The organism is Mesorhizobium sp. M0678 (genome assembly GCF_040320505.1).
Taxonomy (GTDB): domain Bacteria; phylum Pseudomonadota; class Alphaproteobacteria; order Rhizobiales; family Rhizobiaceae; genus Mesorhizobium.
Window position 1 is genome coordinate 255716 of sequence record NZ_JAMYPT010000001.1, and the last position, 19696, is coordinate 275411.

The following is a 19696-nucleotide window of genomic DNA, read 5'->3' on the forward strand; positions in this document are numbered from 1 at the left end:
CAAAACCATTCGACAGCCAAGCGGCGGAAATGGGGTCGAAGCTTGGGGCATCGACGCTTTGTAAACCTTGTCCGAAGGTTACGCCGCAAGGTTGGCTGAAAAACGATATCCGCGAACTGTCGCTGACCTAGAATGCAGTGGAACCCTCAAGAGGCTGTCGCTTAAGCATGTTGGATTACAGTTCGCTTCTGCTCGCGGCGGCGCTGTCGGGCACGTGCCTTAGCATCACCATGTTTGCGATCTGGTTCAGCGCGCCACAGGCACGCTTTGTGCTGACGGTGGCCTGCGGCATTCTCGTGCTCGTCGCACATGTCGTGTTGTTTTGGCATTACGCAAGAGATCCAAGCCCCTGGCTTTGCCAGATCGTGCTTGCGCTTCTCAGCCTCGGTTTCCTGATTATCTGCCTGTCGGCCATGCAATATCTCGGCATAGGCGACTACAGGCGCGCCATCTTGCCGACCTTGGTTGCGATGGCTGTTTGCACAGGCGCGACGTATCTCGGATTTGATGGTGTCGGCTTTATTGTCACCTACGCAACGGTAACGGCGCTGCTCTCGCTCATCGGAGCGATGTTCTGGATTGAGGGTGGTCACGATCGCCGGATATTGCTGGTCGTCTCGTTCCTGAGCGGCGTCTGTGCGCTGTCGTTCGGACTTTGCGGCGCGGTCCTGCTGGTCACGGGCCAATGGGTGCTGGGTGTTGCGCCCGACAATTGGGCCGAGCGGGTGAATTCCGTCGTGGCCGTCGCCTGCATGACCGGGCTCGGCGCATTGACGCTCTCCCTGCACCATTTGCAGGCGCAGATCGAATTGAAGGCCGAGACGATGACCGATCCATTGACCGGGCTGATGAATCGGCGGGCGTTGACGGCACTCTACGGCGAGCGGGTCTTCGGTCCGTTCATGTCCGTTGCCATGTTCGACCTTGACCATTTCAAGAGGACGAACGACGTATTTGGTCACCCGGTCGGCGACCAGGTTCTGTGCCGCTTTGCCGCCGTCATCAGGAAATACGCCCGGACCGGCGTCGACGCCTTCCGGTTGGGCGGCGAGGAATTCGTGCTCGTCATGTCGCGGATGACGGAAGAGAAGGCCTATGACATTGCGAGCAAGATCAGCGTCGCCTTCGGCACGGAAGTCGTGGCCACCCAACTCGGTCCGTTGCGAAGCACAGTCAGCGGCGGCATCGGCTTTGGCGGAACAAACGGCACCGGTCTCGACGATGTGCTGGCCGAAGCCGACGCAGCACTCTATGCGGCAAAGCGCGCCGGGCGAAATCGCGTCGTCGTCCGGGACCGGGCGAGCAAGGCCGACGGGCCGGCCTTGCGTTCTGCCTGATTGAGGTTTCTATCTTCTTGTTAGACCCATGATCTTGTCCGAAAACCGGATTCCACTTTTCGGGATCATGATCTATTCCGCCGCACCCAGATATTCCGACAGCGGCGGGCAGGAGCAGACAAGGTTGCGGTCGCCGGCGACATTGTCGATGCGTGACACCGGCGGCCAGTATTTTGCCGCCGTGTCGGCATCGCCGGCGGGGTAGGCCGCCTCCAGGCGCGAATAGGGATGGGTCCACTGGCCGGCCAACGCCTCGGCGGCGGTGTGCGGCGCATTGACTAGAGGATTGTCGCCCAACGGCCATTCGCCCTTCGCCACCTTGGCTGCCTCGCCGGCTATGGCGATCATCGCCTCGCAGAAGCGATCCAGCTCGCGCTTGGGCTCGGACTCGGTCGGCTCCACCATCAGTGTGCCGGCCACCGGGAACGACATGGTCGGTGCATGGAAACCATAGTCGATCAGCCGCTTGGCGATATCGTCGACGCTGATGCCGGCGCTGTCTTTGAGCACGCGGGTGTCGAGGATGCATTCATGCGCAACGCGTCCGTTGCGCCCTTTGTAAAGCAGGGGGAAATGCTCGCCGAGCCGCGTCGCCACATAGTTGGCGGAGATGATCGCCGTCTCGGTCGCCTGCTTCAGGCCGGAAGCGCCCATCATGCGGATATACATCCAGGTGATCGGCAGGATGGAGGCACTGCCGAACGGTGCCGCCGCCACGGCATGGGCCGAGCCTTCGGTGATGTGGCCGGGCAGATATGGCTTCAGGTGCGCCTTGACGCCGATCGGGCCGACACCGGGGCCGCCGCCGCCATGCGGGATGCAGAAGGTCTTGTGCAGGTTCATGTGGCAGACATCGGCGCCGATATCGCCGGGACGGGCGAGGCCGACCAGCGCGTTGAGGTTGGCGCCGTCGAAATAGACCTGGCCGCCATGGCTGTGGACCAGCGCACAGAGATCGCGCGCGCCTTCCTCGAAGACGCCATGCGTCGAAGGGTAGGTGAACATCAGCGCCGCGAGATTGTGCGCATGCTCGGCCGCCTTGGCCTGCAGGTCTTCCATGTCGATATTGCCGTCCTCGGTGCAGCGCACGACGACAACGCTCATGCCGGCCATGGCCGCGCTTGCCGGATTGGTGCCATGCGCCGAGGACGGAATCAGGCAGACGGTGCGATGGCCTTCGCCGCGTGAGCGGTGGTAGCCGCGAATGGCGAGCAGGCCGGCATATTCGCCCTGGCTGCCGGCGTTGGGCTGCAGGGTCACCGCGTCGAAGCCGGTGATCTCCGCCAGCCAGCCTTCCAGCTCGTCGATCATGGCGCGATAGCCTGTCGAATGGTCAGCCGGGGCGAAGGGATGCAGGTTGGCGACATCAGGCCAGCTCACCGGCATCATTTCGGCGGCGGCGTTGAGCTTCATGGTGCAGGAACCGAGCGGGATCATGGCGCGGTCAAGCGCCAGGTCCTTGTCGGACAGCCGGCGCAGGAAGCGCATCATGTCGGTTTCCGAGTGGTTTTCGCGGAAGACGGGCTGGGTGAGAAACTCGTTGCCGCGCGGTTTTCCTGGCATGGAACTGCTGGCGGCAACGCCGGCCTTGGCGCCGAAAAGTGCTGCGATCGCCTCCAGATCGGCTTCGGTGGAGGTCTCGTCGAAGCTGATGCCGACATGGTCGGCGTCGATGACGCGCAGCAGTCGGCTGGTCTTTTCTGCGGCGGCGGCAATCGCGCCGGCTCTGCCCTTCACTTCCACGGTCACAGTGTCGAAGCGGCTGTCGCCGAGCACCGAAACGCCCGCTGCCTTGAGGCCGGCAGCCAGGCGGTTGGCCAGCGTGTGGACGCGGCCGGCAATCGCCTGCAGCCCGGCAGGGCCATGCCAGATCGCGTAGGCCGTCGCCATATTGGCGAGCAGCGCCTGTGCGGTGCAGATGTTGGACGTCGCCTTGTCGCGGCGGATATGCTGCTCGCGTGTCTGCAAAGCGAGGCGATAACCGGGACGGCCCTTGCTATCCGTCGACTGGCCAACGAGCCGGCCGGGCATCAGCCGCGTCAGCCTGTCGGAGACGGCGCAATAGGCGGCGTGCGGCCCGCCAAAGCCCATCGGCACGCCAAAACGCTGCATCGGGCCGACGGCGATGTCGGCGCCAAGCCTGGCCGGCGCATCGGTCAGCGTCAGGCCAAGCGGGTCGGCGATGAAGACGACCAGCGCGCCGGCAGCACGGGCCCTGTCGATCGCTACCTTGTGGTCGCCGTAGACGCCGAATGTATCGGGCCAGGAGACCAGCAGGGCGGCGGTGTTGTCGTCGATCACCTCGCCGTCGACCTCGATGCCGAGCGGCTCGGCGCGGGTGCGCACGACGTCCAGCGTCTGTGGGTGCGGCGTGCCGGCCAGTGCCACCTTGGTGCGCTTGTCGCGATGATGGCGCAGCGCAATGCCGACAGCTTCGGCCACCGCCGTCGCCTCGTCGAGCAGCGAGGCCGACGCCACCGGCAGGCCGGTCAGTTCTGTCACCAGCGTCTGGAAGTTGAACAGCATTTCCAGCCGGCCCTGGCTGATCTCGGCTTGGTAAGGCGTGTAAGCCGTATACCAGGCCGGGTTCTCGAACAGGTTGCGCTGGATCACCGGCGGCACGTGGACGCCATGATACCCGGCACCGATGAAGCTCTTCAGCACCGTGTTCTTTGCCATCGTCGCCGCGAGCTCGGTCAGCGCTTCCGCTTCGCTTGCGGGGGCGGGCAGGGCCAGCGGCCGGTCGAGCCGGATCGACTTCGGCACTGCCTGACTGATCAGGGTCTCGACCGAAGGAACGCCGATCGTCGCCAGCATGGCTCTGACGTCATGGAGGCCCGGGCCGATATGGCGAGCCGAGAAGGGGTAGGGTGCTGCGGTCATCTTCCTGGTCCTGCTATCAACCAATATGGGCTTTGTAAGCGGCTTCATCGAGGAGTCCGTCGAGCTGGCTTTCATTGGCCAGCTTCATCTTCCACAACCACCCGTCGCTGGTTGCTGCCGAATTGACGAGTGAAGGATCCGATGACAGCGAGGTGTTGGCCTCGGTGATCTCGCCGTCGACGGGCGCGTAGACATCCGATGCGGCCTTGACCGATTCGACCACCACGGCGGTGTCGCCCTTGGCCAGCTTCCTCCCCGGCTCCGGCAGTTCGACGAAGACGAGATCGCCGAGCTGCTGCTGCGCGTAATCGGTGATGCCGACCGTGGCGATGCCGCCCTCGACGCGCAGCCATTCGTGATCTTCGGTGAAATAGGTCTTTGCCATTGAAATCATCCTTTGCGATAGCGATGGGGCGTGAAGGGCAAGAGGTGGATGTCGACCGGGATTTTCGTCCCGCGGACATCGGCGAACAGTTTTGCGCCGGATTTGGCAAGCGGCGTCTGGACGTAGCCCATGGCGACCGGATGACCGGCCGAGGGGCCGAAGCCGCCTGAGGTGACATGGCCGGCAGGGTTGCCGTCAGCATCGAAAAGGGCAGCACCGGCGCGCACCGGCTGGCGGCCTTCCGGCTTCAGGCCGACACGTTTTTGCGCCGGACCGCGCTCCAGGATGGCGCGCAGCGCATCGGCGCCGATGAAGGCGCCAGAGGCGCGAACCTCCTTGGGGATGGCCCACATCAGCCCGGCGCTGGCCGGATCGATCTCCGGCGTGATGTCCAGCCCGTGCAGGCACAGTCCGGCTTCGAGCCGCAGGCTGTCGCGGGCGGCAAGGCCGACCCACATCACCCGCTCGTCCTCGAGCAGCCTGGCGACGAGGTTTCTTGCATCCGCTTCCGGCAGGCCGATCTCGAAGCCGTCTTCGCCGGTATAGCCGGACCGGCTCATGAACCATTTTTCGCGCGGTTCGATGCCGTGCATGAACACCAGCGAACCGGTCTCGATGCCGGCGCGGGAAAGGGCAGCCCACGCCTCGGGGCCCTGTATGGCCAAGAAGACGCGGTCGAGCGCATCCACTTTTACATCGAAATCGCCCTCTGCACCGAAATTTTTGGCCAGTGCGCGCAGATGCTTTTCGTCGGCGGCGGCGTTGCCGGCATTGGCGACCATCATGAAGCGCTCGGCGCCGAGCCTGGTTACGATCAGATCGTCCAGAATGCCGGCCGCCTCATTGAGGAAGAACGTGTATTTGGACTGGGAAATCTCAAGCGCGCCGGCATCGAACGGGCAGGCGCGGTTCAGAAGCGGTGCTGCGCCCAGGCCGCTGATTTCGAACAGCTTCATGTGCGAGATGTCGAACAGGCCGGCATGCTCGCGGCTGTGCAGGTGCTCCTTCATCACGCCGGCCGGATAGGTCAGCGGCATCGACCAGCCGGCGAAGGCGCCGAAACGCGCACCGGCTGCCATGTGCAGATCTTCGAGGGGAAGGTGTTTGGTGTCGTCGCCCGTCATGTCATCTCCAGAGTCGCACGCAAGCGGCCGCGAATGGCGACCAGTCCGTGCCCCTCTGTCTGAAGCCTGAGAGACTCGCGCCCCGTAACTCTGTCGGCAGCGCTTACACCTTCGGCGCGGGGGCAAGCCCCGACTTTCCAGAGTGTCTTTCCCGTCTACGGTTCTTTTGCCTGAGAGATTTCGGGCGATTTCCCCTTCGGCGGCAGCTCTCGCTGCTCTCTCCCGCAAACAGGTAGGACTCGGTCAAGAGCCCTCGACTCGTCATCCATAGCCCGTGGACGACACCTTGTCACCTGCCGGCGACATTTTTACTGGCAAGTCTTCCGCGGGCCTTCTTTACAGGCAAGCCTTCGCTAACCACGCCGCTTGCCGGTTTCTCAAGACCTTGTCGATATACCGCATAAGGGCCGGCAATTACCGGCAGCGGGCGGGGAAGACAATGGGCGAATTGATCATGAGCGCGCCGGTGGCCGGGCTGACCTCGAAAAATCGGATCACGGCGGAAGACGTGGTCATGCTGCGCGGCGAAGTGTTCGGCGACGGCGTAGTAACGCGCGGCGAGGCCGAGGCGCTGTTTGCGCTCGACGCGACGGCGAGGGACAAATGCGCGGAATGGCTCGAGTTTTTCGTCGAGGCCGTCACCGATTTCATCGTCCACCAGGAAAAGCCGGCGGGCTATGTTTCGCAGGACAATGCCGACTGGCTGATCCGGACGATTTCGCGCGACGGCATGGTCGACAGCCAGACCGAACTCGAGCTGCTGGTGCATGTGCTGGAAGTTGCCAAATCATCGCCGAGCAAGCTTTCCAGCTATGCGCTGGAGCAGGTCGCTCATGCGGTTGTGGACGGCAAGGGGCCGCTGATGACCGGCGGCAGGCTTATCCCTGGGTCGATTGCCAAGGCTGAGGTCGAGCTGTTGCGCCGCATCCTTTACGCCTACGGCGGCGATGGCAACATCGCCATCAGCCGCGCCGAGGCCGAGGTGCTGTTCGAGATCAACGAGCGGACAGCGGCGGGCGACAACGATCCGTCCTGGAACGATCTGTTCGTCAAGGCGATCGCCAATTTCGTCATGTGTTCGGCCGGCTACGAACCGCCGGTGCGCGACGTGGCGCTGCGCCGGGATGCTTTTTTCGAACAGGCCGATCCGGAGATCGGCGGGTTCTTCAGCCGCATGGTGTCGGGTGGCCTGTCCGGCATTATGGAGGCCTATCTCTCACCGGGCGACGTCGAGGCCGAATGGGAATCGAGGAACAAGGCAGCCGAGGCACTGGCCCGCCGCGCCGAGACGGTCGATGCCGGCGAGGCCAAATGGCTCGCTGAACACATAGGCGACCGGCCGCTGCAGGAGAACGAGCGCGCGCTGCTGACGCTGATCAAGCACGCCTCGCCGGAAATCCACCCGGCGCTGAAGCCGCTGATCGACAAGGTTGCATAACAGGTCGCGACCCTATTGCTTGGCGGGCTCGGACTTAGCTGTCTCGAAGCGCAACATCCATTTGAAGCTGCCGAACCAGTAGCGGCGCACGCCGCCTATGGTGCCGTCGGCGGTGCGCGCGCCGATCCAGTTGTTGACGTATTGGATGAGGCGGACATCGTCCGGGCGCATCGCAAACGCTTCCGGCGTCCGCAACAGCGGGCCGCCCACCATCGTCAACTTCGCGTCATAGAGCCTGGCGGCCATCTGCGGCGTCGGCGATGTCGCGACCATTGCCTGTGCGTCGCCGCCGATGATCGCGGCGAAAACATCTGAGGTATTGTCGAAAGACAGGATGGTCGCCTTGGGAAAAGCTTCCTTCGCGGCGGCTTCATCGGTGGAATTGGACAGCACGGCGATCTTGTATCCCGGCGCCGCCACTGCCTTTCCCGGCCTTTTCCCAAGGCTGGCGATCGTCGCAACCATACGGATATCGGCGGTACCGGTCTGGTTGGAGAACACCACCTCGCGTGCGCGTTCCGGCGTGCTGGCGTAGCCCGCCGCGATCATGTCGAAATCACCCTTGAGCAGTCTTGTCTTGAGGTCGTTCCAGGGCACCTCGACCAGCTTCAGGTCGACGCCGAGATCAGACGCCAGCGCACTGGTCAGGTCGACATCATAGCCGGCGAACTTCCCGTCGGCCTTCTTGAGGATCCATGGCGGGTTGAGCGCCACGCCGATCGTCAGTGTCTTCTGGTCGATGATGCGCTTGAGGCTGTCGTCCGCCCGGGCTGGCAGCAGCGACAAAGCCAACCAGGCAGAAAGGGCAAGTATAGTTGTGGCGATCATCTTAGCGCGCATTAATATAACCTCGCTGAGCCCGTCCGGTTGTCAGATTTACACAGAGGTGCCATTCTGTCGATAGCGGACCCTGATGGAGAGTTGCGATGTCGACACGGATGACGGTTACCGGTTCGATGATGTTCCTGGTTTGCATCCTGGGCAATCCGGCGAAGCTTTCGCTGCTGCCGGCGGCAGCGCAGGCTGCGGGGGCAAAACGCGTGGTCTGCTCCAGCGCCGATTACCGCTATTCCTATTGCGGGGTCGATACGCGCCGCGGCGTGCAGTTGACCTCCAGGCTGTCGAAGGCGCGTTGCGTATACGGTAGAAGCTGGGGCTATGACGGCGGCGGCATCTGGGTCGACAATGGTTGCTCGGCCGAATTCGCAGTCGCCGGCCCCAACCGCAATCCCTCTGCTGGCGACGTCGCCGCAGCCATTATCGTCGGCGGCGTGGTAGGCGCCATTCTCGACAACGGCAATTCGCATCGCCATCATTCCGATAATTACTATCCGAAGCCGCGCCCGCGCCGTTACGACCAATTGATCGATCCGACGCCGCAATTCGACAATCAGGGCAACCCCAACTTCGATACCCACGGCAACTACCAGGGACCGCATGGGCTGGGCAAGCTTGTCACCCCTGACGACAATCCTGACCTGAATCCGGCCCTGCGCAGCGACGGCGACGACAGCGACGACGACAGTTAGATGAAGCTTAGGTCAGGTTTCGGTCAGATGCCGCCGTACCAGTCGTAGCCATTGTCCTCCCAATAGCCGCCTCTGCCGCCGCCGATATTGGCGAAGCCGTCGACCAGCTCGATCTTGTAGAGGTATTTCGGCATCTTGTAGCCGAGCTGGCGCTCGACGCGGACGCGCAGCGGCGCGCCGTTCTCGACCGGCAACGGCTTGCCGTTGAGGCCATAGGCAAGGATCGTCTGCGGATGACGGGCATCGACCAGGTCGATCGAGCCGTAATATTTGATGTCGCCGGCCAGGCTGCGGTCGATCGTATCGAGGCAGTGGAACATGACGTAGCGCGCCTGCGGCTTGACCACTGCCTGGTCGAGCACCAGCGACAGCGGCGTGCCGGTCCATTTGGCAATGCAGCTCCAGCCTTCGACGCAGTCGTGGCGGGTGATCTGGGTGCGGCTCGGCATGTTCATCAGCTGCTCGCGGCTCAGCGACAGCGGTTTTTCGACGAGGCCTGAAACCTCCAGCCGCCAGTCGGCGAAATCGCTGGCGAGCAGGCCCTTGTAGAAATCGTCGTCCGGTGCGGTGACACCGTTCGGCCGCTGCGGCTGGCGAATGTCGGCCTCGGCGAACTCCGGCGCCAGCGCATCAGCGCCGGCAAGCAGTCGCTGCGCCCGCCAGGTCAGGCCATTGGCGCTTTCGAGGAAGCTGCGCAGGCTGTCGCCGACGCCAAGCTGGCTGTCGAAGGCGTCGCAGCCCGACAGCATGATGCCGGAAAGGCCGAGGCTGGCCGAGGTCAGGAACTTTCTTCGGCTTATCTGTAGCTTGGGGCTGATCTCGAATTTCGCCATGTCAGGCACTCCTCTCTGGCGCATTGTCGCCATGCGCCGGCGGGTCGGTTCGGTACCACCCGGTGATGATGGAGCGCAGCTCGTTAATCGGGCCGGCGGCCAGGATCATCAGGATGTGGATAATGAAGAAGGCGACGAGCAGCAGCATCACCGTGAAATGAATGGTGCGCGCCGTCTGCCGGCCGCCGAGCAGATCATTCAGGAACGGCAGCACCGAATCCATGCTCGGCGACATGGCAAGGCCGGTGATGATCATCAGCGGCAGCAGCACGAACAGCACGCCGCCATAGGCCATCTTCTGCAGCGTGTTGTAGTCGCGCGTGTGATGGAACCTGAGCTTGGCGTGCTCGACAATGTCTCGCGGCAAGCGCCTGAAATCATCGAGGCGCGGGGCAAGATCGCGGCGCAAATGGCCGTTGATCAGGCTGGCGACCAGCCAGACCAGCAGCGTGGTGGTCAGCACCCAGGCAAAGAAGAAATGAACGACGCGCGCGGTGCCGAGATCGTAATAGGAAGGGATCGTCGCCCAGGACGGGAAGGCACGTGAGGTCTCCTGGCCGGCCGGACCCGACCAGCCGAGCACGCCAGTGGTATCGAAACGCTTGCCGAAGATTTCGGTATAGCCGCGCGGGCCAGTCGCCGTATTCTCGGCGCCAATGGCGAAGACGGTGTTGTTGTAGCCAAAACCCGACTCCTTGCCGATATAGAGCTGCGGGCGGGCGTTGAAGATCTGCAGGCCGGAAAGCAGCATGAAGAACAGCGCGATCGCCCACAGCCAATGCGTCAGCCGCGTCCAGCGCGACTGGCGATAGATCAGCGTCGCATCCGTCGAAGCAGCGTTATCTGCCTCGGTGCTGGCTTCGCCTTTGGCAACTGATTCCATATTTTCCGTGCCTCCCTGCCAAGTGGTTCCGCATGGCCTCGTCAGATCTCTTCTCCTCCCAATACGTCGCCAGCCTAAGCGATGTTTCACCCGATCACGGATTTATTACGGACTGCCGAGGCTGACGGCGAGGTTGACCGCGGCTGCCACGATGACCGTGTTGAAGAAGAACGACAGGATCGAGTGCACAAGCACGACACGGCGCATTTGCGAGGTCGTGATGTTGGTGTCGGCGGTTTGCGCCGTCATGCCGATCACCGTGGCGAAATAGAGGAAATCCGAGCCTTCCGGCCGCTTGCCGCCCGGGAAGTCGAGGCCGCCGACCGGAATTTTCTTTTTTGTGTCGCCATCCATCGCATCGCCATCCAACCAGTAGATATGCGCGTAGTGAAGTGCGGCCATCGCATGGATGGTCAACCAGCCAAGCGGGATAGACAGCAGCGCCACCGTAAGCTCGACGGTGTCCGCGCTCTTCTCCCTGTTGATCAATTGAAACAACGAAATGATGGCAATAGCGACGACAATCAGCGTGACCGCGAAGATGGCCAGTACCGGCAGGTCCGTGTCGCCTGCATTCTTGCGCAGATAGCTGCCGGTAAGCCGCGGCATATGGGCGATGACAAGAACGAGATAGGCGGCAAAGAACACATTGGCGCCGATCGAATAGGCAAGCGGCGCACGCCAGACCAGCGCGGCGCCAAAGGCTGCCACGCCGATGCAGGCCGACACCGCGAACGGCGTGTGGGGTCGCATGGGCATTTTGGTCGGGGTACCAGTCGCCATGGCCTTCAGTCCGCTGACGCGGATTTCAGCGCTCGCCGTAGGATGCGGTCAAGCTCGCCTAGGAACCGCGAGCGATCCTGCGGCGCGAAGCTCGAATTGTAGCCCTTGCTTTCGCCGGTTTCGCGCAGATGCTGCTTGAGATCGCGCATTGCCACCGCCATGCCGATCGTTTCGGGCGTAAACGGGCGTCCGGTCGGGCCGAGTACGTGCGCGCCAAGCGCCACCGCGCGCGCGGCAAGCGGGATATCGGCGGTCACCACAATGTCGTTGGACCGGGCATTTTCGACGATCCAGTCGTCGGCGGCATCGGCGCCCTTGGAGACGACGACATTGCGGATCATCGGATCGCGCGACGGACGCAAGCCGCCATTGGAGACGAAGGTGACGACGATGCCGTGCCGCTCGGCGACTTTTTCGACCTCGGCCTTCACCGGGCAAGCGTCGGCATCGACGAGAATAGCAGGTGCGGGCATCGTTGTTCCAAATGTGAAAGAGCCGGGCGGCGTCGCCCGGCTCGATCGATGATAGTCGAGCGGCTACTAGGCCGGCAACGCGCCGGACCTCTTGGCCGTCCAGGTGGCGATATAGTCCATCAGTCCTGGATTGAGGCAATCATAAGGTTCGAGCCCGATCGACTTCAGCTGTGACCTTATGCCGTCCATACGGCTTGGATCGACACCGGACTCGATGATCGAAGAGACAAAGGCGGTGAAGCCCGGCGGCGCCCAGCCGTCTTCCTGGAAGCGTTCGGGATGGATGAAGGACAGCCCCTTGAAAGCGTGGTCGCGCTCGACCGGGCCGTGCATGTGGACGCCGCAGCCGGTGCAGGCATGGCGCAGGATCAGCGCGCCCGGATCGACGATCTTCAGCTTGTCGCCGTTTTCGGTCACCATCACGTCGTTTGTACCGGCAACCGCCACGACCGAGAACAGCGCGCCTTCCGGCTTCCAGCATTTGGTGCAGCCGCAGGCATGGTTATGGGCGATCTGGCCCTTGACCTTCACCTTGACCGGGTTGCTGGTGCAGGCGCAGACCAGCGTGCCGCCGGCAAAGTCGGCCTTTTCCCGTGGCAGTCCATTGTCGATTTTAGGATGCAGTTTTTCCGGCATTTTTGTCTCCTCCCGTGTTGAACATCTGCATTTTTCGGCCGCTGGCTGGTTTGCCGGCGGCTTTCTCGTCCTCAGTAAACCACCACGCTCCTGATCGACTTGCCTTCATGCATCAGGTCAAAGCCCTTGTTGATGTCCTCGAGCTTCAGCGTGTGGGTGATCATCGGATCGATCTCGATCTTGCCGGCCATGTACCAGTCGACGATCTTCGGCACGTCGGTGCGGCCGCGCGCGCCGCCGAAGGCGGTGCCCATCCAGGTGCGGCCGGTGACCAGCTGGAACGGCCGCGTCGAGATCTCCTGGCCGGCGCCGGCAACGCCGATGATGACCGACTTGCCCCAGCCGCGATGCGACGATTCTAGCGCCTGCCGCATGACCTTGGTGTTGCCGGTGCAGTCGAACGTGTAGTCGGCGCCGCCGATCTGGTCGGCGCCGCGCTTGGTCATGTTGACGAGATGAGCCACGATGTCGCCGTCGATCTCCTTCGGATTGACGAAATGCGTCATGCCGAATTTCTCGCCCCATTCCTTCTTGTCGTTGTTCAGGTCGACGCCGATGATCATGTCGGCGCCGGCAAGGCGCAGGCCCTGGATGACGTTGAGGCCGATGCCGCCGAGGCCGAACACGACCGCCGTCGCGCCTTGCTCGACCTTGGCCGTGTTGATCACAGCACCGATGCCGGTGGTGACGCGGCAGCCGATGTAGCAGATCTTGTCGAACGGGGCGTCGGCATTGACCTTGGCCACCGCGATCTCGGGCAGCACGGTGAAGTTGGAGAAGGTCGAGCAGCCCATGTAGTGGAACAGCTTGTCCTTGCCGATCGAGAAGCGCGAGGTGCCGTCGGGCATCAAGCCCTGTCCCTGCGTGGCGCGGATGGCGGTGCACAGATTGGTCTTGCGCGACAGGCAGGACGGGCACTGCCGGCATTCCGGCGTGTAGAGCGGGATGACGTGGTCGCCCTTCTTGACCGAGGTGACGCCCTTGCCGACGTCGACGACGATGCCGGCGCCCTCATGGCCGAGGATCGCCGGAAACAGACCTTCCGGGTCGGCGCCCGACAGCGTGAACTCGTCGGTGTGGCAGATGCCGGTTGCCTTGATCTCGACCAGCACCTCGCCATCACGCGGACCTTCGAGGTCGACCTCCATGATCTGCAGCGGCTTTCCGGCGGCGACGGCGACAGCGGCGCGCGTTTTCATCAGGCAATCCTCCCAAGGCAGTCTGCAATCCAGGTTAGATTTAACTTACCATTCAGCTCTGCGCTATGCACGAAGCGACGTTCTGACCCCGGATTTTCGTCAGCGCCCGCCGATTTGCATGCGGGATAGGCTCCGACTTTGCCTTGACCGGCCCCCTGAAGCCCATAAAACGGGAAGCCCGTAAAAGAAGGGCAGCCGAGGGACGAGGCCTGCATGTTCACAAAGATCCTGGTCGCCAACCGTGGCGAGATCGCCTGCCGCGTGATCAAGACCGCGCGCAAGATGGGCATCGCCACCGTCGCGGTCCATTCCGACGCCGACCGCGACGCCGTGCATGTCGAAATGGCCGACGAGGCGGTGCATATCGGGCCTTCGCCGGCTGCGCAAAGTTATCTGGTCGCGGAAAAGATCATCGCCGCCTGCAAGGCCACAGGAGCAGAGGCCGTGCATCCCGGCTACGGTTTCCTGTCCGAGCGGGCATCCTTCTGCGAAGCGCTGGAGCAGGAAGGCATCGTCTTCATCGGCCCGAAGCCCAAGGCCATCAAGGCGATGGGCGACAAGATCGAATCGAAGAAGTTCGCCAACGCGGCCAAGGTGTCGACGGTGCCCGGCTGGCTCGGCGTCGTCGAAAGCGCCGCCCATGCCGAAAGAATAGCCGGCGAAATCGGCTATCCCGTGATGATCAAGGCTTCGGCCGGCGGCGGCGGCAAGGGCATGCGCATCGCCTGGAGCAAGGCAGAGGTGCGCGACGGCTTCGACCGGGCGCGGTCGGAGGCCAAAAGCTCGTTCGGCGATGACCGCGTCTTCATCGAAAAATTCATCGTCGATCCGCGCCATATCGAAATCCAGGTGCTCGCCGACGCGCATGGCAACACGCTCTATCTCGGCGAGCGCGAATGCTCGATCCAGCGCCGCAACCAGAAGGTCGTGGAGGAGGCGCCGTCGCCGTTCCTCGACGCCAAGACCCGCAAAGCCATGGGCGAGCAGTCGGTGGCGCTGGCCAAGGCCGTCGACTACCAGAGCGCCGGCACGGTCGAGTTCATCGTCGACAGCGACAAAAACTTCTATTTCCTGGAAATGAACACGCGGCTGCAGGTCGAGCATCCGGTGACGGAGCTCGTCACCGGCATCGACCTGGTCGAGCAGATGATCCGCGTGGCGGCCGGCGAAAAGCTCGCCATCAAGCAGAGCGACGTCAAGCTGAACGGCTGGGCGGTGGAAAGCCGCCTCTATGCCGAAGACCCGTATCGCAACTTTCTGCCGTCGATCGGCCGGCTGACGAAATACCGGCCGCCGGAAGAGGGAAAATTCGGCGAAATCGTCATCCGCAACGATACCGGCGTCACCGAAGGCTCGGAAATCTCGATGTTCTACGACCCGATGGTCGCCAAGCTGTGCACTTGGGCGCCGACACGGCTGGCGGCGATCGACGCGATGTCGGAAGCGCTGGACAGTTTCGTCGTCGACGGCATCGAGCACAACATACCGTTCCTGGCGGCGCTGATGCAGCATCCGCGCTGGCGGGAAGGGCGGCTATCGACGGCGTTCATCGCCGAGGAATATCCCGACGGCTTCGCGCCCATTGTGCCGAACAGCGAAGAAAACGCGGTGCTGGCCGCGATCGTAACCGCGGTCGAACTGCTGCGCCGCGACCGGCTCGACCGGCTGGGCGGGCGGCTGGCGCCGCATTCGGGCGCCTTGAAACGCGATTGGGTGGTGAAGATCGGCCGGGATTATCTTTCGGTTGCCGTCGTCGAAGGCATGATTTCCATTCCGATCGAGCTCGACCTCACAATCGACGGCGGCAAACCGCTGACGGTGGCCTCCGACTGGCGGCCGGGCGATCTCATCTGGCGCGGCGCGGTCGGCGGCCGCAAGGTCGCGGCGCAAGTCAGGCCGGTGCTGAACGGGTTCCGCATCGCCTGGAAAGGCATCTCGGTGACAGCCCGCGCCATGCTGCCGCGCACCGCCGAGCTCGAAAGGCTGATGCCGGAAAAAGTGGCGCCGGATACCTCGAAGATGCTGCTTTGCCCGATGCCCGGCCTCGTCGTATCGATCGCCGTTGCCGAGGGGCAGGAGGTCAAGGCCGGCGAGACGCTTGCCGTGGTCGAGGCGATGAAGATGGAAAACGTGCTGCGCGCCGAGCGCGATCTCATCGTCTCGAAGCTCAACGCCAAGCCCGGCGACAGCCTTGCCGTCGACGCGGTGATCATGGAATTTGCGTGAGTACTGAAATCCGCCCTCGACGCCCGTCAGAAGTTGGCAGGACAGAGGGGGGCGCGAAGGAACGCGACTTTGCAATTGGTTGAGCATGCTCGCTTGAGGAGGGACAAGGCGAGGCCGTGAGGAATTCGCACTTTTTTGCCGTCACAGCGTATTTTGTTCTTGCTTTGTGCCGGCAGCTATGCTACTAATTTGGCTATGGTGTTAATTGGCTCCAATGACCCGCCCGCTGTGGCGGGTTTTGTGTTTCCGACCTGAGGTTGGCGGGACAGCGCCCTCTCTGTCCTGCCGGACATCTCCCCCACGAGGGGGGAGATTGGCAGCTTCGGCGGTTGCTCTAAACTTCCAAAGCTCCAATCACTACCGCTGGACTCGTGTTACCCGGTGCCGGACAATACATCTTCATCGACTGAGTCCTTGTGAGGCGGCGCGAAAAAACCATGGCGGATGAAAGACTTCCACGCGATCCCTTGCTGCGCGAGGCCTATGCAAAGGCGTCGCGGGCGGAGGCGGCGGCGCGTCGGTTCATTCATCTGCGCGTGCATTCGGCCTATTCGCTGCTCGAAGGTGCCTTGCAGCTCGGCAAGATCGTCGGCCATGCGGTGCAGGACGAATGCCCGGCAATCGCCGTCACCGACACCAACAATCTGTTCGGCGCGCTGGAATTCGCCCAGAAGGCGGTAAAGGACGGCATCCAGCCGATCATCGGCTGCCAGATCGACCTCGCCTTTTCCGGCGAGGCGAGCGACAGCCAGCGCGACCGCAGGCGGCAAGGACCGGAGATGCGGCCGGTCGTCCTGATCGCCGCAACCGAGGCCGGCTACGGCAATCTGGTCAGGCTGGTCAGCCGCGTCTACCTCGAGACACCGCCCGGCGAAGCGGTGCATCTGACGAGCGAGATGCTGCAGGGCCACACCGACGGATTGATCTGCCTTACGGGCGGGCCGCGCGGTCCGATCGGCACTGCCTTGAAACAGGATCGCCGCGAACTCGCCGAGACCCGGCTCTCGGCGCTCAAGAGCCTGTTCGGCGACCGGCTCTATGTCGAGCTTGAGCGGGTCTCCGGCTACGACCGCGCCATCGAGCAGTCGTCGGTCGATCTCGCCTACCGCCACGATCTGCCGCTGGTTGCCACCAACGAGGCGTTTTTCTTCTCTCGTGAAGACTATGAGGCGCATGACGCCCTGATCGCCATCGCCGAAGGTTCCGTGGTTGCGGCCGACAATCGCCGCCGCCTTTCGCCCGACCACTTCCTGAGAAGCCAGGCCGATATGGCGAGGCTGTTCGCCGACCTGCCGGAAGCAATCGACAACACCGTCGAGATCGCGCTGCGCTGCTCGTATTACCCGAAGACCCGCAATCCGATTCTGCCGCGCTTTGCCGGCCGCGATGTCGCCGACGCCGATGCTGCGGTGAAGGCTGAGGCGCAGGAGCTTGCCAGGCAGGCGCATGAAGGGCTAGAGGCGCGGCTGGCGGCGCACGGGCCGACGCCCGGCTATACCGTCGAGCAATATCGCGAAAGGCTGGATTTCGAGCTCGGCGTCATCGAGAAGATGAAATATCCGGGCTATTTCCTGATCGTTGCCGACTTCATCAAATGGGCCAAGGCACAAGGGATTCCGGTCGGCCCGGGCCGCGGTTCGGGCGCCGGCTCGCTGGTCGCCTATGCCACGACCATCACCGACATCGACCCACTGCGTTTTTCGTTGCTGTTCGAGCGCTTCCTCAATCCCGACCGCGTGTCGATGCCCGACTTCGACATCGACTTCTGCCAGGACCGGCGCGAGGAAGTCATCCGCTACGTCCAACGGAAATACGGCCGCGACCAGGTTGGCCAGATCATCACCTTCGGCACGCTGCAGGCGCGCGCGGTGCTGCGCGACGTCGGCCGCGTGCTGCAGATGCCTTACGGGCAGGTCGACAAGCTGAGCAAGATGGTGCCGTCGAACCCGGCCAATCCGGTCAAGCTCGCCGACGCCATCGCCAACGAGCCGCGCTTTGCCGAAGAGGCGGAGCGTGAGCCGATCGTGCAGACGCTGCTCGATACGGCGCAGAAACTGGAAGGTCTTTATCGGCACGCCTCGACGCACGCCGCCGGCATCGTCATCGGCGACCGGCCGCTGTCGGAGCTGGTGCCGATGTACCGCGATCCGCGCTCGGACATGCCGGTCACGCAGTTCAACATGAAATATGTCGAGCAGGCCGGGCTGGTGAAATTCGACTTCCTTGGCCTGAAGACGCTGACGGTGCTGGACAGGGCCGTCAAGCTGATCCGCCGCCGCGGCATCGAGATCGATCTTGCCCACATTCCGCTCGACGACCCCGAAACCTACGCCATGCTGTCGCGCGGCGAGGTGGTCGGCGTGTTCCAGGTGGAAAGTGCCGGCATGCGCAAGGCGCTGATCGGCATGCGGTCCGACTGTATCGAGGACATTATCGCGCTGGTCGCGCTCTACCGGCCGGGGCCGATGGAGAACATACCGACCTACAACGCCAGAAAGCACGGCGAGGAGGAGATGGCGTCGATCCACCCGAAGATCGACCATCTCGTCAAGGAGACGCAAGGCGTCATCGTCTACCAGGAACAGGTGATGCAGATCGCGCAGGAGCTCTCCGGCTATTCGCTGGGCGAAGCCGATCTGCTGCGCCGCGCCATGGGCAAGAAGATCCGCGCCGAGATGGACAAGCAGCGCGAGCGCTTTGTTTCGGGCGCGGTCGAGCGCGGCGTCGGCAAGCCGCAAGCCGACTTCATCTTCGACCTGCTGGCAAAGTTTGCCGACTACGGTTTCAACAAATCGCATGCCGCCGCCTATGCCGTCGTCTCCTACCAGACCGCCTATCTGAAGGCGCATTACCCCGTCGAATTCCTGGCGGCATCGATGACGCTCGACATGGGCAATACGGACAAGCTCGCCGATTTCCGCCAGGATGCGCTGCGCCTCGGCATCGAGGTGGTGGCGCCGTCGGTCATGACGTCGTTCCGGGATTTCGAGGTAGGCGAGAACCGCATCTTCTATTCGCTGGCCGCGCTCAAGGGCGTCGGCGACGCGGCGGTCGAGCACATCGTCGCCACGCGCGGCGAAAAACCCTTCAAGAGCCTCGCCGATTTCTGTGAAAGGGTCGATCCGAAGATCGTCGGCAAGCGCGTCTTCGAAAGCCTGATCATGGCCGGCTCGCTCGACTGCTTCGGTCATGACCGCGCGGCGATGATGGCCGGCGTCGAGCGGATGATGGGGCTGGCGTCGCTGGCGCAGCAGAATGCCGTCACCGGCCAGCATGACATCTTTGGCGCCTCGCTCGGCGCACAGTCGCAGGCGCTCAACTTGCCGGCGACCGATCCCTGGCTCGCCGCCGACCGCCTGCACCGTGAATTCCAGGTGGTCGGGTTCTATCTCTCGGCGCATCCGCTCGACGAATACAAGGCGGCGCTGCAGAAAATGCGGGTGCAGACCTGGGGCGAGTTTTCGGCCGCCGTTAAACGCGGTGCTGCCGCCGGCCGGCTCGCCGGCACGGTGACCACCAAGCAGGAGCGCAAGACGCGCACCGGCAACAAGATGGGCGTCGTGCAATTCTCCGACACGTCCGGCCAGTATGAAGCGGTGCTGTTTTCCGAGGGGCTGGCGCAATACCGCGACTTGCTCGAACCCGGCCGCTCGGTGGTGATCACCGTTTCGGCCGAGGACAGGCCTGAAGGCGTCAATCTGCGCATCCAGACCGTGCAGTCGTTGGAGGAAGAGGCAAGCCGTATCCAGAAAGCGTTGCGCATCTTCGTCAGAAATGACGCACCGGCATCGACAATCCAATCGCAGCTTGGCCAGCGTGGCGACAGTCAGGTGAGCATCATCGTCATCAAGGAAGGCGGCGAGGGCGAGGTCGAGATCGAGTTGCCCAACCGCTACCGCGTATCGCCTCAGATCGCGTCGGCGATGCGGGCGGTGCCGGGCGTGGTCGAGGTGGAACTGGTCTAAGA

Annotated in this window: 15 protein-coding genes and 1 riboswitch; of the genes, 5 read left to right on the forward strand and 10 right to left on the reverse strand. The window is 63.2% G+C overall.

Annotation, left to right across the window (positions count from 1 at the left end):
• The first annotated feature begins 167 nt into the window (after positions 1-167).
• Positions 168-1337, forward strand: a complete 1170-nt coding sequence (locus NKI29_RS01205; protein ID WP_352568824.1) for a GGDEF domain-containing protein — start codon at positions 168-170, stop codon at positions 1335-1337.
• 72 nt (positions 1338-1409) lie between these two features.
• Here NKI29_RS01205 and gcvP read toward each other — a convergent pair whose 3' ends face one another.
• The 3 genes from gcvP to gcvT are packed head-to-tail and all read right to left on the reverse strand — an operon-like array spanning position 1410 to position 5729.
• A complete protein-coding gene (gene gcvP / locus NKI29_RS01210) occupies positions 1410-4220 on the reverse strand; it encodes an aminomethyl-transferring glycine dehydrogenase (protein WP_352568823.1) in 2811 nt (936 codons plus the stop codon).
• A 16-nt stretch (positions 4221-4236) separates the two neighbouring features.
• On the reverse strand, positions 4237-4605 hold the full coding sequence (gene gcvH / locus NKI29_RS01215) for a glycine cleavage system protein GcvH (RefSeq protein ID WP_352568822.1): 369 nt from the start codon (positions 4603-4605) through the stop codon (positions 4237-4239).
• Positions 4606-4610: 5 nt separating this feature from the next.
• Positions 4611-5729: a glycine cleavage system aminomethyltransferase GcvT gene (gcvT, locus tag NKI29_RS01220; protein WP_352568821.1), complete on the reverse strand. Its 1119-nt coding sequence runs from the start codon at positions 5727-5729 to the stop codon at positions 4611-4613.
• Positions 5730-5877: 148 nt separating this feature from the next.
• Positions 5878-5964, reverse strand: a riboswitch (glycine riboswitch).
• Positions 5965-6168: 204 nt separating this feature from the next.
• Here gcvT and NKI29_RS01225 point away from each other — a divergent pair.
• Positions 6169-7167 (forward strand): hypothetical protein, encoded by a 999-nt coding sequence (locus NKI29_RS01225; protein ID WP_352568820.1) that lies wholly within the window; start codon positions 6169-6171, stop codon positions 7165-7167.
• 12 nt (positions 7168-7179) lie between these two features.
• Here NKI29_RS01225 and NKI29_RS01230 read toward each other — a convergent pair whose 3' ends face one another.
• Positions 7180-8007, reverse strand: coding sequence for a transporter substrate-binding domain-containing protein (locus NKI29_RS01230; protein WP_352795397.1), 828 nt, complete (start codon positions 8005-8007; stop codon positions 7180-7182).
• Between the two features lie 86 nt (positions 8008-8093).
• Here NKI29_RS01230 and NKI29_RS01235 point away from each other — a divergent pair, with 86 nt between their 5' ends.
• Positions 8094-8696 (forward strand): DUF3011 domain-containing protein, encoded by a 603-nt coding sequence (locus tag NKI29_RS01235; RefSeq protein WP_352635443.1) that lies wholly within the window; start codon positions 8094-8096, stop codon positions 8694-8696.
• 23 nt (positions 8697-8719) lie between these two features.
• Here NKI29_RS01235 and NKI29_RS01240 read toward each other — a convergent pair whose 3' ends face one another.
• The 6 genes from NKI29_RS01240 to NKI29_RS01265 form a co-directional block, all read right to left on the reverse strand.
• Positions 8720-9529, reverse strand: a complete 810-nt coding sequence (locus NKI29_RS01240) for a molybdopterin-binding protein (protein WP_352795399.1) — start codon at positions 9527-9529, stop codon at positions 8720-8722.
• A 1-nt stretch (position 9530) separates the two neighbouring features.
• A complete protein-coding gene (locus tag NKI29_RS01245) occupies positions 9531-10412 on the reverse strand; it encodes a cytochrome b/b6 domain-containing protein (RefSeq protein ID WP_352795400.1) in 882 nt (293 codons plus the stop codon).
• A gap of 105 nt (positions 10413-10517) precedes the next feature.
• Positions 10518-11195 carry a DUF1345 domain-containing protein gene (locus NKI29_RS01250; RefSeq protein ID WP_352454436.1) on the reverse strand — a complete coding sequence of 226 codons (678 nt, stop codon included), beginning with the start codon at positions 11193-11195 and terminating at the stop codon, positions 10518-10520.
• 5 nt (positions 11196-11200) lie between these two features.
• Positions 11201-11668, reverse strand: a complete 468-nt coding sequence (locus NKI29_RS01255; protein WP_352454435.1) for a YaiI/YqxD family protein — start codon at positions 11666-11668, stop codon at positions 11201-11203.
• Positions 11669-11734: 66 nt separating this feature from the next.
• Complete coding sequence (gene gfa, locus NKI29_RS01260; RefSeq protein ID WP_352795402.1) at positions 11735-12304, reverse strand: S-(hydroxymethyl)glutathione synthase; 570 nt, start codon at positions 12302-12304, stop codon at positions 11735-11737.
• 71 nt (positions 12305-12375) lie between these two features.
• Positions 12376-13503, reverse strand: coding sequence for an S-(hydroxymethyl)glutathione dehydrogenase/class III alcohol dehydrogenase (locus NKI29_RS01265; RefSeq protein WP_352795404.1), 1128 nt, complete (start codon positions 13501-13503; stop codon positions 12376-12378).
• A 213-nt stretch (positions 13504-13716) separates the two neighbouring features.
• Between NKI29_RS01265 and NKI29_RS01270 the strand changes: the two genes are divergently transcribed.
• Both NKI29_RS01270 and dnaE read left to right on the forward strand, forming a co-directional pair.
• The gene (locus tag NKI29_RS01270; protein WP_352795406.1) at positions 13717-15729 is read left to right on the forward strand and encodes an acetyl-CoA carboxylase biotin carboxylase subunit; all 2013 of its coding nucleotides are present in this window, start codon (positions 13717-13719) and stop codon (positions 15727-15729) included.
• Positions 15730-16166: 437 nt separating this feature from the next.
• Positions 16167-19694 carry a DNA polymerase III subunit alpha gene (gene dnaE, locus NKI29_RS01275; protein ID WP_352795408.1) on the forward strand — a complete coding sequence of 1176 codons (3528 nt, stop codon included), beginning with the start codon at positions 16167-16169 and terminating at the stop codon, positions 19692-19694.
• Positions 19695-19696: the final 2 nt, after the last annotated feature.